The 17289-nt window shown below is 71.8% G+C and carries 9 protein-coding genes and 1 pseudogene; 9 read left to right on the top strand and 1 reads right to left on the bottom strand.

Annotation, left to right across the window (positions count from 1 at the left end; translation table 11 throughout):
• Positions 1-51 precede the first annotated feature (51 nt).
• Positions 52-2283, top strand: coding sequence for a glycogen debranching protein GlgX (gene glgX, locus G9272_RS30905; protein ID WP_171399543.1), 2232 nt, complete (start codon positions 52-54; stop codon positions 2281-2283).
• A gap of 89 nt (positions 2284-2372) precedes the next feature.
• On the top strand, positions 2373-3776 hold the full coding sequence (locus G9272_RS30900) for a sulfatase-like hydrolase/transferase (protein WP_171399542.1): 1404 nt from the start codon (positions 2373-2375) through the stop codon (positions 3774-3776).
• Between the two features lie 84 nt (positions 3777-3860).
• Here G9272_RS30900 and G9272_RS30895 read toward each other — a convergent pair.
• Positions 3861-3962 (bottom strand): annotated as a pseudogene (locus tag G9272_RS30895) (DNA-binding response regulator); the annotation flags it as partial.
• Positions 3963-4318: 356 nt separating this feature from the next.
• Between G9272_RS30895 and G9272_RS30890 the strand changes: the two are divergent.
• The 7 genes from G9272_RS30890 to G9272_RS30860 all read left to right on the top strand — a co-directional run bounded on the left by G9272_RS30890 (position 4319) and on the right by G9272_RS30860 (position 16729).
• Positions 4319-6136 (top strand): ABC transporter ATP-binding protein, encoded by a 1818-nt coding sequence (locus G9272_RS30890; RefSeq protein ID WP_171399541.1) that lies wholly within the window; start codon positions 4319-4321, stop codon positions 6134-6136.
• Positions 6133-7992, top strand: coding sequence for an ABC transporter ATP-binding protein (locus G9272_RS30885; protein ID WP_171399540.1), 1860 nt, complete (start codon positions 6133-6135; stop codon positions 7990-7992). The genes G9272_RS30890 and G9272_RS30885 overlap by 4 nt, the downstream gene beginning before the upstream one ends.
• 38 nt (positions 7993-8030) lie before the next feature.
• Positions 8031-9860 carry an ABC transporter transmembrane domain-containing protein gene (locus tag G9272_RS30880; protein WP_171399539.1) on the top strand — a complete coding sequence of 610 codons (1830 nt, stop codon included), beginning with the start codon at positions 8031-8033 and terminating at the stop codon, positions 9858-9860.
• Complete coding sequence (locus G9272_RS30875) at positions 9857-11629, top strand: ABC transporter ATP-binding protein (RefSeq protein ID WP_171399538.1); 1773 nt, start codon at positions 9857-9859, stop codon at positions 11627-11629. Before G9272_RS30880 ends, G9272_RS30875 begins: the two co-directional genes overlap by 4 nt.
• 469 nt (positions 11630-12098) lie before the next feature.
• A complete protein-coding gene (locus G9272_RS30870; RefSeq protein WP_437184321.1) occupies positions 12099-14153 on the top strand; it encodes a M4 family metallopeptidase in 2055 nt (684 codons plus the stop codon).
• A gap of 320 nt (positions 14154-14473) precedes the next feature.
• Complete coding sequence (locus tag G9272_RS30865; RefSeq protein ID WP_171399536.1) at positions 14474-16138, top strand: M4 family metallopeptidase; 1665 nt, start codon at positions 14474-14476, stop codon at positions 16136-16138.
• Positions 16139-16210: 72 nt separating this feature from the next.
• The gene (locus tag G9272_RS30860) at positions 16211-16729 is read left to right on the top strand and encodes a DUF1990 domain-containing protein (RefSeq protein WP_171399535.1); all 519 of its coding nucleotides are present in this window, start codon (positions 16211-16213) and stop codon (positions 16727-16729) included.
• The last annotated feature ends 560 nt before the right edge of the window (positions 16730-17289 follow it).

Genomic DNA, 17289 nt, shown 5'->3' with positions numbered 1-17289 from the left:
CACCGCGCGCTCTTTTCCCACGTCGTTCCATGAGCCGCGGGAGGCTGAACGGTGTCCAGCGCAGCCGAGCAGGAGGCGGTGGCGGAGCGCGCCACGCCGGACACCGTCATGAACGGTGCGTCGCGCAAGGTGCCGGGTCCACCCGTGTGGCCGGGCGCGTCCACACCACTGGGCGCCCGGTTCCGGGTCGGCCCGGACGGAGTCGCGGGCACCAACTTCGCGCTGTGGGCGGGTGGGGCGGAGTCGGTCGAACTGTGTCTGTTCGACGAGGCCGGCCGGGAGACCCGCGCCCGGCTCACCGAGCTCACGCACGAGATCTGGCACGGCTTCGTGCCGGGGATCATGCCGGGCCAGCGCTACGGCTACCGGGTGCACGGCCGCTGGGACCCCTGGACCGGCGGCCGCTGGAACCCGGCGAAGCTGCTCCTGGACCCGTACGCCCGGGCGGTGGACGGCGAGTTCAGCCTGCCGCCCGAGGTCTACGGGCATGTCCGTGACTGGCCCCAGCAGCAGGTCGCCGACACCGTGCGCGACGAACGGGACTCGGCGCCGCACGTCCCCAAGGGCGTCGTCGTGCACGATGACGACGACTGGGCCGACGACCGCCGTCCGAAGACGCCCTGGGCGGACTCGGTGATCTACGAGCTGCATGTGCGCGGCTTCACGCGGCTGCACCCGGGGATACCGGAGGAGCTGCGCGGCACGTACGCAGGTCTGGCGCACCCGGCGGCCGTGGAGCACCTGGTGAAGCTGGGCGTCACGGCGGTGGAGCTGCTGCCGGTCCACCAGTTCGCGCACGAGGACCATCTGCTGCGCAGGGGGCTGAAGAACTACTGGGGCTACAACTCCATCGGCTACTTCGCCCCGCATGCCGCGTACGCCTCCGCCGGGACGACGGGCGGGCAGGTCGGCGAGTTCAAGCGGATGGTGCGCGCCCTGCACGCGGCCGGCATCGAGGTGATCCTCGACGTCGTCTACAACCACACGGCGGAGGCCGGCGAGCTGGGGCCGACGCTGTCGCTGAAGGGCATCGACAACCGGGGCTACTACCGGGTGCAGTCGGACGCGCGCAGGTACGCCGACTACACGGGCTGCGGGAACACCCTGCACGTGGTCCAGCCGCATGTGCTGAGGCTGATCACCGACTCGCTGCGCTACTGGGTGACGGAGATGGGCGTCGACGGCTTCCGCTTCGACCTGGCGGCGGCGCTGGCCCGCTCCATGCACGACGTCGACATGCTGTCGCCGTTCCTCGCGGTGATCGCGCAGGACCCGGTGCTGCGCCGGGTGAAGCTGATCGCCGAGCCCTGGGACGTGGGATCGGGCGGCTACCAGGTGGGCGCCTTCCCGCCCCTGTGGACGGAGTGGAACGACCGCTACCGCGACACCGTGCGGGACTTCTGGCGGCACGCGCTGCCGGACGTGCGGGAGATGGGCTACCGGCTGTCGGGGTCGAGCGACCTGTACGCGTGGGGCGGACGCCGGCCCTACGCGTCGGTCAACTTCGTGACCGCGCACGACGGTTTCACCCTGCGCGACCTGGTGTCGTACGACCGCAAGCACAACGAGGCCAACGGCGAGGGCAACCGGGACGGCACGAACGACAACCGCTCCTGGAACGGCGGCACCGAGGGCGAGACGGCCGACGAGCGGGTACTGGCGCTGCGGCGGAGGCAGCTGCGGAACCTGCTCACGACGCTGCTGCTGTCGACGGGCGTGCCGATGCTGGTCGCGGGCGACGAGCTGGGGCGCACCCAGCGGGGCAACAACAACGCCTACTGCCAGGACAACGAGATCAGCTGGGTGGACTGGGGGCTGCTCGACGAGCCGGGGTGGCGGGCCCTGTTCGACCTCACCTCGCGGCTGATCGCGCTGCGCCACCGTCACCCGGTGCTCCGCCGCCGCGCCTTCTTCTCCGGGCGGGCGCACTCGGCGGACGGGCTGCGGGACCTCGCCTGGTTCACCGAGCGGGGCACGGAGATGACCGAGGGGGACTGGTACGCGCCCGCGGCGACCCTCGGGATGTATCTGTCCGGACGGGACATTCCCGGCCGGGACGAGCGGGGCACCCCGATCACCGACGACAGCTTCCTCGCCGTCCTGCACGCCGGGGACCGGCCGGTGAGCTTCGTGCTGCCGGGGCCGCCGTGGGCGGAGCGGTACGAGGTGGTCGTCGACACGTCGAGCGAGGAGCAGGGGGAGGCGCCGGGGGTGACACACCCGGCGGGGGCCGCGATCACGGTGCCGGCGCGGGCCGTGCTGTTGCTGAGGGTGGTGGGCTGAAGGTGGTCGGCTGAGACAACGTTTCAGGACCGTGAACTCCACGCCGGATTCCTGGCCAGGACGCGGAGCCCGCTGATCAACTGAAGGGCATGCCTGAGATATCCCGTCGTACCTTCGGTGGTCTAGTCGGTGGCGGTGCCGTGACCGCCGTCGCCGGTACGGCCACCGCAGCCGAGGCCGTGCCCGCCGAACGCCCGTTCAAGGCCCGCCCCGCCGCCTCCGGCAGGCGCCCCAACATCCTGGTCATCCTCGGTGACGACCTCGGCTGGGCCGACCTGTCCTCCTACGGCGCCCCGCACATCAGGACGCCGAACCTGGACCGGCTGGCCCGGCAGGGGGTGCGCTTCACCGACGCGTACTCGGGGTCGGCGACCTGCTCCCCCACCCGGTTCAGCCTGTACACCGGGCGGTACCCGGGCCGTACGAAGGGCGGGCTGGCCGAGCCGATCGCCAACAGGACGCAGGGCCTGGACCCGAACCACCCCACCCTGGCCTCCCTGCTGAAGAAGGCGGGCTACTCGACCGCGCTGATCGGCAAGTGGCACTGCGGCTGGCTGCCGGACTACAGCCCCACCAAGTCGGGCTGGGACGAGTTCTTCGGCAACCACGGGGGCGTACTGGAGTACTTCTCCAAGCTCGGCCAGCTCGGCGACTACGACCTCTACGAAGGCGACGCCGAGTACAAGGACCTGCGCTACTACACCGAGGTCCTCACCGAGCGGGCGGTCGAGTACGTCGGCCGGGACCACGACAGGCCGTGGCTGCTGAACCTCAACTTCACCACCCCGCACTGGCCCTGGCTCGCGGAGGACGACGCCGAGACGGGCGCCGAGATCGCGGCGAAGATCCGGGCCGCGAAGACCCAGGCCGAGGTCAGCAGGGCCCTCAACCACTACGACGGCGGCTCGGTCGAGAAGTACGCGCAGATGGTGGAGAGCCTGGACGCGGCGGTCGGCGAGGTCCTCACCGCGCTGCGCCGCTCCGGCCAGGAGGAGAACACGCTGGTGCTGTTCGCCAGCGACAACGGCGGTGAGCGCTACTCCTACAACTGGCCCCTCAGCGGCCAGAAGTTCGTCCTGCTGGAGGGCGGGATCCGGGTCCCGACGATCGTCCGCTGGCCCGCCCGCATCGACGGCCACCAGGTCAGCCACGAACCGAACGTCTCCCCCGACTGGACGGCGACCCTGCTGGAGGTGGCGGGTGCCCGCCCCGATCCGGCGTACCCGCTGGACGGCACGAGCCTCGCAGGATATCTGCTGCGCGGCGAACGGCTCCCGGAGCACGACCTGTTCTGGCGGGTCCGGGCCAACCGGGCGCTGCGGCGCGGGGACTGGAAGTACTACCAGGACGCCACGAAGACCGACCATCTCTACAACCTGGCCGCCGACTCCCGTGAACAGGCCGATCTCGCCCCGGACAGGCCCGAGTTGCTCGCCGAGCTGAAGGCGGCCTGGGAGCGGACCGCGGCTGGGCTGCTGCCGTACACCGACTGAGCGGCGACCCGGAGAGGGCGGCCCCTGGGCGGCCGGGGACTCGACGGATCGGCATGTCCCTGCCCGCTCAGGTACCCGCCCCGCTCAGGTACCCGCCCCGCCCAGGATCCCCCGTTCGTACGCCACGGCCACCGCCGCCGCGCGGTCGTTGACGGCCAACTTGGCGTACAGATGGGTGAGATGGGTCATCCTCGACATCCGCGACGACGGCCGGGGCTTCGACCCGGACGCCGTACGCCGCGGCGGCCGTACCCGCATGTCGCCCTCCTCCACGGTCTCCTCCACGGTGAAGGAGACGCCGTCGACGACCGTACGGCCGTCGTAGGACTTGCGCAGGTCGGTGACTTCGATGACGGGCATGGCACCAGCGTCGCGGGCGGCCCCGGGTCCGCACATCGGCCGGCTCGCTCGAACGGGCATCAGCCGATCGGTGGATGCGCCGGTACGACCCCTCGAACACGCAGGTCGTAGGACCAGCGGCCGAGCCCGGTCGGGCCAAAACTCGGTGGGCGTTGTCAGTGCCGGTCCGTAGGCTCGCGGTGATGCCCAGGACACCAGCAACCGCTTCCCAGGACCGCTCCGCCGTACGCTCCCTGCTGCGCCTGTGGCCGTACGTCCGTCCCGTGCGGATACGGCTGTTCGCGGCCGCCTTCGTCGCCGTGCTCGCCTCCTGTACGGGTCTGGTCATTCCGCTCGTCCTGAAATGGATGGTGGACGGCCCCGTGGCCGACCGGGACACGGCCGGGGTCTGGCTGGGCGCGCTCTGCCTGCTGCTGCTCGGGGTCGCGGAGGCGCTGCTGTTCGGGCTGCGGCGCTGGCTGGTGGCGCGTCCGCTGTCACATGTCGAGGCGGAGATGCGGGCGGATCTCTACGGGCGGCTCCAGCGGCTGCCGGTGGCGTTCCACGACCGGTGGGCCTCGGGGCAGTTGCTGTCCCGGGCGACGTCCGATCTGGGGCTGCTGCGCATGTTCCTCGCCTTCCCGCTGACGTTCCTGCTTGTCAACTCGGTGACGATCCTCTTCGGAGTGGTCATCATGCTGCTCCAGGACTGGACGCTCGGGCTGGTCATCCTCGGGCCGGCCATCCCCGTCGTCGTGGTGTGCGTGTACTTCGAGAACCGGTACGCGGTCGTGGCGCGGCGCTCCCAGGACCAGGCCGGGGACCTGACGACGGTGGTCGAGGAGAGCGTCCTCGGGATCAGGATCATCAAGGGCTTCGGGCGGCACCGGAGCCAGGCGCTGGCCTTCCGGGAGCTGTCGTCGACGCTGCGCGGCACGGAGTTGCACAAGGCGCGGCTGCTGGCCACGATCTGGGCCGTCATCGTGACGCTCCCGGAGGTGGCGATCGGGGCGGCGCTGGTGCTCGGCGTGGTGCAGGTGGCGGACGGCGAGCTGTCCGCGGGCACCCTGGTCGCCTTCCTGTCCACGGCGCTCGCGCTGCGCTGGCCGGTGGACTCGATCGGTTTCCTGCTGGCGATGAGCCAGGAGGCGGCGACGGCGACGGAGCGCTACTTCGAGGTGATGGACGAGGCGCCCGAGGAGCCCGACGGCCACGGCGGGCGGGCCGCCGCGTCCGACGGCGGTCTGCGGTTCGACGGCGTCACCTTCCGCTATCCCGACGCCTCCCCCGACTCCCCGCCCACCCTCGACGGCGTCGACCTGCACATCCGGCCCGGCGAGTCCATGGCGCTGGTCGGGGCGACCGGCAGCGGGAAGACCACGCTCACGGCCCTCGTCCCCCGGCTGCACGAGGTGACCGCCGGCCGCATCACGCTCGACGGCGAGGACATCACCGCGATGTCCCGCGAGGAGTTGCGCTCGCGGGTCGCCGTCGCCTTCGAGGAGCCGACCCTGTTCTCCGCGAGCGTCGGGGAGAACGTCCTCATGGGGGCGGCGGACGGTGCGGGCGCCGTCGAGCTGGAGCGGGCGCTGGGCGTGGCGCAGGCCGACTTCGCGCACGCGTTGCCGCAGGGCGTCGAGACCCAGGTCGGCGAGCAGGGGCTCAGTCTCTCCGGTGGGCAGCGGCAGCGCCTCGCGCTGGCCAGAGCCGTCGTCGGGCAGCCCCGGTTCCTCGTCCTGGACGACCCGCTGTCCGCGCTGGACGTGCACACCGAGGCCGCCGTGGAGGCCGCGCTGCGGCAGGTCCTCGCCGACACCACCGCGCTGATCGTGGCGCACCGCCCGTCCACCGTGCTCCTCGCCGACCGTGTCGCCCTGCTGTCCGACGGGCGCGTCACCGCCGTGGGCACCCATCAGGAACTGCTGCGCAGCAACACCGAGTACGCCCACCTCATGTCCGGAGAGCCGTCCGGAACTCAGTTCGGAACCCAGTTCGGTGAACAGGAGGCCGACCGCCGATGACCGCCCCCACCACCGCTTCCCCCGTCACCGACGACGACCCCGAGGTCCCTCCGCGGACCGCCGCCGACGACCCCTTCGACAAGGACGTCCTGCCCACCCCGCCCGGCGCCACGGGCGCGCTGCTGCGTTCCCTGCTCGAGCCCATGAGGGCGCGGGTCGCCTTCACCTCGCTCCTGCTGCTGCTCCAGCAGGCGGCCGTGCAGGCCGGCCCGCTGCTGGTGGCGTACGCCATCGACCGCGCCGTACCGGCGTTCCGGGCCGACGACCACGGGCCGCTGGTCGCGGTGGGCGTCGGCTATCTGCTGTGCGCGCTGGTCTCCGGCGGACTCCAGTACGCGTTCCTGATCGCCTCCGCCCGCGTCAACCAGGACGCGCTGCTCGATCTGCGCGGCCGGATCTTCCGGCACGCGCAGGCGCTGAGCCTCGACTTCCACGAGCGCTACACCTCGGGCCGGCTGATCTCCCGCTCCACCACGGACGTGGAGTCGCTGCGCGAGCTCCTCAGCGAGGGCCTCCAGGAACTCGTGACGGTGATCCTCTCCTTCCTCTACATCTCGGCGATGCTGCTCTGGCTGGACCTCGGCCTCGGGGCCGTGGCGGTGGCCTCCTTCGTACCGCTGTACCTCCTCGTCCGGATCTACCAGCGGCGCGCCGGGGAGGTGTTCCGGGCCCGCTCCACGGCGATCGCGGCCGTGATCGTGAAGTTCGTGGAGACGATGAACGGCATCCGGCCGGTGCGCGCGTTCCGCCGCGAGCCCGTCAACGACGCCGACTTCCGCGTCCTGAACCGGCGGCACGAACGGATCAACGGCAACGCGCTCCTGGAGATGGCCCGGTACGTCACCGGATCGCGGCTGGTCGCCAACGCGGCGGTCGCGGTGATCGTGCTGTGGGGCGCCACCCGGGTGACCGACGGCTCGCTGGAGCTGGGGGTGCTGGCGGCGGCCGTGCTGTATCTGCGGCGGCTGTACGACCCGATAGACCGGCTCGCCATGTTCCTCAACTCCTACCAGTCGGCGGCCGCCTCGCTGGAGAAGATCGCGGGGCTGCTCGCGCAGACGCCGTCCGTGCCCGAGCCGCAGGCGCCGCGGGAACTCCCGCCGCCGGCGAGTGAACTGCCCGGCCGGGAGGTCGTCTTCGACGGGGTCTCCTTCGGCTACCGCACGGGGGGCGAGATCCTCCCCCGCTTCGACCTGACCCTGCCCGCCGGGCAGACCGTCGCCGTGGTCGGCTCGACCGGCGCGGGCAAGTCCACGCTGGCCAAGCTGCTCGCCCGCTTCTACGACCCGTCCGAGGGGCGGGTGCTGCTGGACGGGGTCGAGCTGCGCGAGCTGGCCGTGCCCGAACTGCGGCGCGGGGTGGTCATGGTGACGCAGGAGGCGTTCCTGTTCTCCGGCACGGTCGCCGAGAACATCGCCATCGGACGGCCGGACGCGAGCCGGGAGGAGATCGAGCGGGCGGCGAAGGCGATCGGCGCGCACGAGTTCATCAGCGCCCTGCCCGACGGCTACGACACCGACGTACGCAAGCGCGGTGGCCGTATCTCCGCCGGGCAGCGGCAACTCGTCGCGTTCGCGCGGGCGTTGCTCGCCGACCCGGCGGTACTGATCCTCGACGAGGCGACCAGTTCGCTCGACATCCCGGGCGAGCGGGCCGTGCAGGCGGCGATGGCGACGGTGCTGAAGGGCCGTACGGCGGTGGTGATCGCACACCGGCTGTCGACCGTGGAGATCGCCGACCGGGTCCTGGTCATGGAGCACGGGCGGATCATCGAGGACGGCACCCCGGCCGGACTGATCGCGGGCACCGGCCGGTTCGCGGACCTGCACCGGGCCTGGCGGGACAGCTTGGCGTAAGCATCCAGGGGGACGACGGGGGCCGGAAGGACGAGTGGATGATCGACGCGTACGAGGATCCCGGCACGCCCGACCGCCGCGGCGGCTGGGCGTACCTGGCGTGGCTGGTGCGCTGCCAGCCCTGGCGGGCGCTGGCCGGGGCGGTGCTGGCCAGCGTCTGGATGGTGCTGCTGGCGGTGGCGCCGTACCTGCTGTCGAAGGCGGTGGACGACGGTCTCGAACCCGGTGACACGGCGGCGCTGGCCGGCTGGACGGCGGCCCTGTTCGCGGTGGGCGCGCTCAACGCCTGGGTGAGCATCATGCGGCACCGCACGATGACCCGGGTGCGCATGGACGCGTACTTCCGCACCACCAAGGTCGTCGTGAGGCACACGACACGGCTCGGCGCCGAGCTGCCGCGCCAGGTGGGGGCCGCGGAGGTCGTCACCATCGGGGTGAGCGACGTGCACACGATCGCGGGCGCGCTGACGGTGATCGGGCCGGGTGTCGGCTCGGTCGTCGTCTATGTCTTCGTCGCCGGGCTGCTGCTGTCGGTGTCGCCGCTGCTGGCGGCGGTCGTGCTGCTGGGGATGCCGGTGGTCGCGGTGCTGGTCGGACCGCTGATGTCACGGTTGCAGGGCACGGAGGCCGAGTACCGGGAGCGGCAGGGAGTGCTCACCGCGCGGATCGGCGATCTCGCGGGCGGGCTGCGGGTGCTCAACGGGCTCGGCGGCAAGGAGCTGTTCGCGGCCTCCTTCGACCGCGACTCGCAGCGGCTGCGGGCGCAGGGCTACCGGGTCGGCGCGGTCACCAGCTGGATGCAGGCGCTCGGGATGGGCCTGCCGACGCTGTTCCTGGCCGTGGTGACCTGGCTGGCGGCCCGGCTCGCCGCCCAGGGGGACATGACGGTCGGCGAGTTGGTGTCTGTGTACGGCTATGTCGCGGTCCTGATCGGCCCGGTGGCGTTCCTCGTCGACATGGGCTACCAGCTCAGCCGGGCCGTGGTGGCCGCCCGGCGCGTCGTACGGCTGCTGCGGCTGGAACCGGCCCCCGACACCGGCACCGGCACCGCCACCGGTGTCGCCGACGCGCCGATCGAGCCGTCGGTGCTGCACGACCCCGTCTCGGGTGTACGGGTGGCACCGGGCCGGCTGACCGCGCTGGTCGGCGCGCGGCACGCGGAAGTGACCGCCGTCGTGGACCGGCTCGGCCGGTACGGCCCCACGGAAGCCAACTGGGGCGGGGTACGGCTGGACGCCGTCCCCCTGGACCAGGTCAGGGACCGGATCCTGGTCGCCGACAACGAGGCCGACCTGTTCGCCGGGAGTCTGCGCGAGGTGGTGGGCGGACGGCGTACGGCCTCGTCGGCGGACGTCGGGCGGGCGGTGTGGGCGGCGGCCGCGGACGACATCGTGCAGGGCCTGCCGGAAGGACTCGAGTCAGCCGTGACCGCACAGGGCCGCAGCCTTTCCGGGGGCCAGCGGCAACGGGTCCGGCTGGTGCGGGCGTTGCTCGCCGACCCCGGGACACTGCTGGCCGTCGAGCCGACCTCGGCGCTCGACGCGCACACGGAGGCGGCGGTCGCCCAGCGGCTGCGCGCGGCACGGACGGGCCGGACCACGGTGGTGACCACCACCTCCCCGCTGCTCCTCGCCCAGGCGGACACCGTCCACTACCTGGTCGACGGAAAGGTGACGGCAACCGGCCACCACCACGACCTGCTGGAGCGGGAGCCGGGATACCGGGCCTTGGTGGCACGAGACACCGACGACACCGTTCCGGACCCGGACCCGGACAGGAACACGGGTGACGATATGAGTGGGGACACGGGCACGGATTCGGACACGGGTGCCGGTGCCGGTGCCGGTGCCGAGGAGGTTGCGCGGTGACGGTGATCGACGGGGGCTCGGGACGGCTGCCGGTCGCCGAGCCCGGTGACGTGCGCCGGGCGGCGGCCCGGCTGTTGCGGGCCGACCGGCGGGCCTTCACCGGCGCCCTCGCCCTGAACGTGCTGGCCGCCGGGGCCGGGCTGGCCGGGCCGTGGCTGCTGGGGCGGATCATCGACGAGGTGCGGGCCGGGCACGGCGCCGGGGCCGTGGACCGGCTGGCGGCGGCGATCCTGGCCTGCGCGCTCGCGCAGCTGCTGCTGGCCCGCTGGGCCCGGTACGCGGGACACCGCTTCGGCGAGCGGACGCTGGCACGGGTGCGGGAGGAGTTCGTCGGGCGGGCGCTCGCACTGCCCGCGTCGGTGGTGGAGCGGGCCGGCACCGGCGATCTGACCACGCGCGGCACCGCCGACGTGGCGGCCGTGGGCACGACCCTGCGGGACGCCGGGCCCGAGCTGCTGGTCTGCACGGTCCAGGCGCTGTTCACGCTCGGCGCGGTGTTCGTGATCGACCCGCTGCTCGGGGCGATCGGAGTGCTGGGACTGACCCCGATCTGGTTCGCGCTGCGCTGGTATCTGCGGCGGGCGCGCGCGGCCTACCTCGCCGAGGGCGCGGCCACCTCCGAGGTCGCCGAGATCGTCGCCGCCACCGCGTCCGGGGCGCGCACGGTCGAGGCGTTCCAGCTCCAGGAGCGGCGGACCGCGGCCGCCCAGGACGCGCTGGAGATCTCGCGCCGCACCCGCTTCCGGACCCTCTACCTGCGCACGGTGTTCTTCCCGGTGATCGAGGTGTCGTACTCGCTGCCGGTGGCGGGCGTGCTGCTGCTGGGTGGCGCGCTGCACGCGCGGGGCGCGATGAGCCTGGGCGCGGTGGTGGCGGCCGCGCTGTATCTGCGGCAGTTCACCGAACCGCTGGACCAGATCCTGGTGCGCGTCGAACAACTCCAGAGCAGCGGCGCCTCGTTCGCCCGGGTGGAAGGCCTGGCCCGGGCGCCGCGCGCCGAGCCGGACGGCGGGGCGCGCACTCCGGCGGACGACCGGATCGACGTGACGGGCGTGCGGTACGCCTACGAGCGCGGCGGCGAGGTGCTGCGCGGGGTCGACCTGACGGTGCGGCCCGGGGAGCGGCTCGCGGTCGTCGGCCCGTCGGGCGCGGGCAAGACCACGCTGAGCAGGCTGCTCGCGGGCGTGGACGCGCCGAGCACGGGCACGGTGACGGTGGGCGGGGTGCCGGTCGCGGAGCTGGCGCCGGAGACGCTGCGCCGACAGGTGGTGCTGGTCACCCAGGAGCACCATGTCTTCCTCGGTACGGTCCGCGACAACCTGCTGATCGCCGAACCGGCCGCGAGCGACGCACAGTTGTGGGCGGCGCTGGCCACGGTCGGCGCCGCCGACTGGGTCCGGGAGCTGCCCGGCGGCCTCGACGCCGGGCTCGGCGGGGGCGGTACCCGTACGGACGGCTCGCAGGCCCAGCAACTCGCCCTGGCCCGGGTGGTGCTGGCCGATCCGCACACGCTGATCCTGGACGAGGCGACGGCGCTGCTGGATCCGGCGACCGCCCGGCACACCGAGCGGGCCCTGGCCGCCGTGCTCCGGGGCCGGACCGTCATCGCCATCGCCCACCGCCTGCACACCGCGCACGACGCGGACCGGGTCGCCGTGATGCAGGACGGCCGTCTCACCGAACTCGGCACACACGAGGCGCTGGTGACGGCGGACGGCGCGTACGCGGCACTCTGGCGGACCTGGCACGGTGAGCGGACCGAATCCTGATCCGCTGTTCGCCCCGCTCCGGAAACGGGCCCAGCGGGAGCACTGGTGGCGATCGCCGCCGCGCTGCTCGCGGTGTCCCGCAGCGCGCGCGGCGCGCCAGGAGCAGAACCTGGCCCCTTCGTCCGCGCGGGGTCATCCGGCGGCGGCACGAGCTCGGGGCCGGGCTCGTGCTCGGGTTCGCCTGACCACAGGTCCTGCGGACGACTCGACATGTCCTGCCGACCAATCGACCGCATATCGAACATGAATTACCGGACAACGAACCGTTTCCGGCCAACTTCCTGACGCGCTCCTGACAGATAGCGCAATCCCCTGCCACTCTTCCCACTGCTGGTTCACAGCAACCCCACAGCTAAGCCCGCTCCACGTACCGCCTTTGTTCTGCGTACCGCCTTTGTCGTGCCCGCACGGCTCACCCGCCGTCGGGTCTCCCCTGGCCGCGTGACCCGTGGCCGCGCAGAAGGAGTCAGTGTTGAGCAGCAGTCCCTCTCGCAGACGCACCCCCCACAGCACCTCCCGTCGTGCCGCGGCCGTCGCCCTCGTCGGCGTCTCCGCGCTCATCGCCGCCGCCGTGCAGTCCGGCGCCGCGACCGCCGCCCCGGTGAAGGCACCGCAGGCGGCCGGCCAGGCCAACCCGGGCGCCGAGTCGGTGCGCCTCACCCCCGCCCAGCGCGCCACGCTGATACGCGACGCGGACGCCGACAAGGCGGCCACCGCCAAGGAGTTGGGACTCGGCGCCAAGGAGGCGCTCGTCGTCCGTGACGTCGTCAAGGACGCCGACGGCACCCTGCACACCCGCTACGAGCGCACCTACGGCGGTCTGCCGGTGCTCGGCGGCGACCTGGTCGTCGAGACCGCGAAGTCCGGCGCCACCGAGGGCGTCACCAAGGCCACCCGGACGGCCATCAAGGTCGCCTCGCTCTCGCCCACCCTCAGCGCGGCCAAGGCGGAGAAGCAGGCGCTGAGCCTCGCCACGGCCGCCGGCGCCGAGCAGGCGGACACGAACCGCGCGCCGCGCAAGGTGATCTGGGCGGCGAACGGCACCCCGGTCCTGGCGTACGAGACGGTCGTCGGCGGCCTCCAGGAGGACGGCACCCCGAACGAGCTGCACGTCATCACCGACGCCACCACCGGCGCGAAGCTGTACGAGTACCAGGGCGTCGAGACCGGCACCGGCAACACCATGTACAGCGGCCAGGTGACCCTCGGCACCACGCAGTCGGGGTCGACGTACAACCTGACCGACGGGGCGCGCGGCGGCCACAAGACGTACAACCTCAACCGGGGCACCTCCGGCACCGGCACGCTCTTCTCGGGCTCCGACGACGTCTGGGGCACCGGCGCCGCGTCGAACCTGGAGACCGCGGCCGCCGACGCGCACTACGGCGCTGCCCTGACCTGGGACTACTACAAGAACGTGCACGGCCGCTCCGGCATCAGGGGCGACGGCGTCGGCGCGTACTCCCGGGTCCACTACGGCAACAACTACGTCAACGCGTTCTGGCAGGACAGCTGCTTCTGCATGACGTACGGCGACGGCTCGGGCAACACCCACCCGCTCACCGCGATCGACGTGGCCGGCCACGAGATGACGCACGGCGTCACCGCCAACACCGCGGGCCTCAACTACAGCGGTGAGTCCGGCGGCCTCAACGAGGCGACCTCGGACATCTTCGGCACCTCGGTCGAGTTCTACGCGCAGAACGCCTCCGACGTCGGTGACTACCTCATCGGCGAGGAGATCGACATCAACGGCGACGGCTCGCCGCTGCGTTACATGGACAAGCCGAGCAAGGACGGTGCGTCGAAGGACAGTTGGTACTCGGGGATCGGATCGGTCGACGTCCACTACTCGTCCGGCCCGGCGAACCACTTCTTCTACCTCCTGTCGGAGGGCAGCGGCGCCAAGGTCATCAACGGCGTCAGCTACAACTCCGCGACCGCGGACGGCCTTCCGGTCACCGGCATCGGCCGCGACAAGGCGGAGAAGATCTGGTTCCGCGCGCTGACCACGAAGTTCACCACGACCACCAACTACGCGGCGGCCCGCACCGGCACGCTGGCGGCGGCCGGTGAGCTGTACGGCACGACCTCGACCGAGTACAAGGCGGTGCAGGACGCGTGGGCCGGCGTCGCGGTCGGCGCCCGTTCCGACGGCGGGGGCGGCGGTGGCGGCACCTCCTTCGAGAACACCGCCGACGTATCGATTCCGGACAACGGGGCGGCGGTCACGTCCTCGGTCACCGTCTCCGGCCGGACCGGCAACGCGCCCTCGAACCTCGCGGTGGCGGTCAACATCGTCCACACCTACATCGGTGACCTCCAGGTGCAGTTGCTCGCCCCCGACGGCACGGCCTACACACTGAAGGCGTACGGCACCGGCGGCAGCACGGACAACATCAACACCACGTACACCGTGAACGCCTCCTCCGAGGTCGCCAACGGGGTCTGGAAGTTGCGGGTCCAGGACAACGCGGCCCAGGACACCGGCTACATCAACAGCTGGAAACTGACCTTCCTGTAGGCCACAGGCCCCGCAGGGGTCGTACACAGCCGACCGAGAGACAGCGCACAGGACGCCGCCCCGGGAGTTTCGACTCCCCTGGGGCGGCGCCCCCTTTTTGCCAGCGCCTTACCTACGCCCTGTTGGCCTTTGACCCAGGTCAAGTCCGTTTACATTCCGGCAATGTTCACCAGACAGTTGATTTTCAGCCAACATCACTTCGGGGTCCTGACATGTACGCGCCTTGATGCCAGTCTTCCTGTCACCCGCCGCACAACTTCACAGCAGTCACGGACAGCCACCCCACGCTGCCCGGGCACCCCCACATCCAAGGAGCTTGTGTGACCTCCCTCTACGCGCGTCACAAGCGCACCACTCTGGCCATCGCCACCGCCGTGGCGGCCGGAGCCCTGGTCACCACCGGCCTGACCGCCGGTACCGCCGCCGCCCAGACCCCGGCGGACGCCACCGGTGCGACGCCCCTCGCCGTGCCCACCGCGCTGGCCCCGGCCGCCCGCACCGCCCTGATCCAGGACAAGCAGGCCGACGCGCCCGAGACCGCGCAGGAGATAGGCCTGGGCGTTCAGGAGAAGCTGGTCGTGCGCGACGTCGTGAAGGACGCGGACGGCACGGTCCACACGCGCTACGAGCGGACCTACGCGGGTCTGCCGGTCCTCGGCGGCGACCTGGTCGTCCACGAGTCGGCCGCGGGCGCGAACAAGGGCGTCACCAAGGCGACGAACACCACCATCAAGGTCGCCTCGCTCACCCCCGTCGTCACCGCCGCCAAGGCCGAGAAGCAGGCCCTGACCCTCGCCAAGGACGCCGGCTCCGCCAGCACCGAGGCCAGCGACGCGCCCCGCAAGGTGATCTGGGCCGGCAACGGCAGCAAGCCGGTCCTCGCCTACGAGACGGTCGTCGGCGGTCTCCAGGACGACGGCACCCCGAACGAGCTGCACGTCATCACCGACGCGGCCACCGGCAAGAAGCTGTACGAGTACCAGGGCATCGAGACCGGCACCGGCAAGAGCCTCTACTCGGGCACGGTGACCCTCGGCACGACCCTCTCGGGCTCGACGTACAACCTGACGGACAGCACGCGCGGCGGCCACAAGACGTACAACAAGGCGCACGCCACGACCTCTTCGGCGGGCACGCTGTTCACCGACGCGGACGACACCTGGGGCACCGGCGCCGCCTCCAGCTCGACCACGGACCAGACGGCCGCCGTCGACGCCGCGTACGGCGCGCAGGCGACGTGGGACTTCTACAAGTCGACGTTCGGCCGCAGCGGCATCAAGAACAACGGCGTCGCCGCGTACTCCCGCGTCCACTACGGCAACGCGTACGTCAACGCCTTCTGGGACGACAGCTGCTTCTGCATGACCTACGGCGACGGGTCGAGCAACACCCACCCGCTGACCTCGCTGGACGTGGCCGGCCACGAGATGACCCACGGCGTCACCTCGAACACGGCGGGCCTGAACTACTCGGGCGAGTCCGGCGGCCTCAACGAGGCGACCTCCGACATCTTCGGCACCGCCGTCGAGTTCTACGCGGCGAACACCTCCGACGTCGGTGACTACCTCATCGGCGAGAAGATCAACATCAACGGCGACGGCACCCCGCTGCGCTACATGGACCAGCCGAGCAAGGACGGCGGCTCGGCCAACTACTGGTCGTCCTCGCTGAAGAACCTGGACGTGCACTACTCGTCCGGCCCGGCGAACCACTTCTTCTTCCTGCTGAGCGAGGGCAGCGGCAGCCGGACCATCAACGGGGTCGCCTACAACTCCCCGACGTACAACAGCTCCACCCTCACCGGTATCGGACGCGCCAAGGCCGTCCAGATCTGGTACAAGGCGCTGACGACCTACATGACCTCGACGACCACCTACTCGGGCGCCCGCACGGCGACCCTGAGCGCGGCGTCGGCGCTGTACGGCTCGACCAGCACCGAGTACAAGGCGGTGGCGGCGGCCTGGACGGCCGTCAACGTCGCCTGACCTGTGTGTGGTTGACGTGAGGCGGTACCCGGGACGAAGGCATCCCCGGGTACCGCCTTACTCTTGGCTCCCATGTCTTCGAAGGACTTCACGTACGACGACGTCGGCGCGACGCGCGACCGGCCCGGCCACTGCCCTCCGGGCTTCCACTCCCTCCACGTCCGCACCCGCCTCGGCGAGGGCCACGAGGTCTTCCGCCGAGCCGCCGAAGCGGTCCTGACCTGGGAAATGCACCGCACCCTCGGCGTGGGCATGGACACGACCGCGGAACGGGCGGCCCCCGACGTGGACGTCACGGTCACCCTGGCCGGCCTCATAAAAGCCCCCTGCCGAGTGGTCTGGACGGTGGACGAACACCGGCGGGCCGGCTGGGCGTACGGCACCCTCCCCGGCCACCCCGAATGCGGCGAGGAGTCCTTCGTCGTCGACCGCACGGGAGACGGCACGGTATGGCTGACGGTGTCCGCCTTCAGCCGCGGCGCGAAGTGGTACGCAAGGGCCGGCGGTCCGGCGACCCGAGGCTTGCAGCAGGCGTACGCGCGGCGGTGCGGGGTGGTGTTGCGGGGGTTGTCCGGGGGCGAGGAGTCCTAGCCGGGCGGCACACCTGTGTCAGCCCTGCTCGGGCGTGGCGAGAGGCCTGGTCTCGACCGGATCCCCGGGCTGCCATTCCTCGGAACTCCACTCCGGCGTGGGCGACGGACGAGGCGGCGCGGGCGCAGGATTCGAGCCCCGGTTGGGATTCTGCGCGGCAGAACCCGACCCGCCCGACCCACCCCCGGTCGTACCGGAACCACCCGACCTACCGGAGCCGCCGCCCACCTGCGCCGACGAGTCCTTCGTCGCCCGCGGAGCCGAGGTCTTCGACGGCGTCGACGACGCGGTCACCGAGCGACTCGCAGCAGGGCTCGGTGACGCGACACCACTCGACGAACCGACCGGCGCGGACACCGAGCTCACCGGCGACCGCTCCCCGTCCGCCGGCTCGTCGGCACCGGTCCCCCCGGCGGCCGAACATCCCACCACACACAGACCGGCCACTACCACGACAGCCCGCAGGACAGCCGCCCCACGAGGACGGACTCCGGGCATCTCGGGTCTCTCTTCGCTCACTTGCTTCATTCCACTCATCCGCTGCTCCGACGTGCCGAACG

This window comes from Streptomyces asoensis (assembly GCF_013085465.1).
Lineage (GTDB): Bacteria > Actinomycetota > Actinomycetes > Streptomycetales > Streptomycetaceae > Streptomyces > Streptomyces cacaoi_A.
Note: the sequence above shows the minus strand (reverse complement) of the source record. Positions and strands in the feature narration are given on the sequence as shown.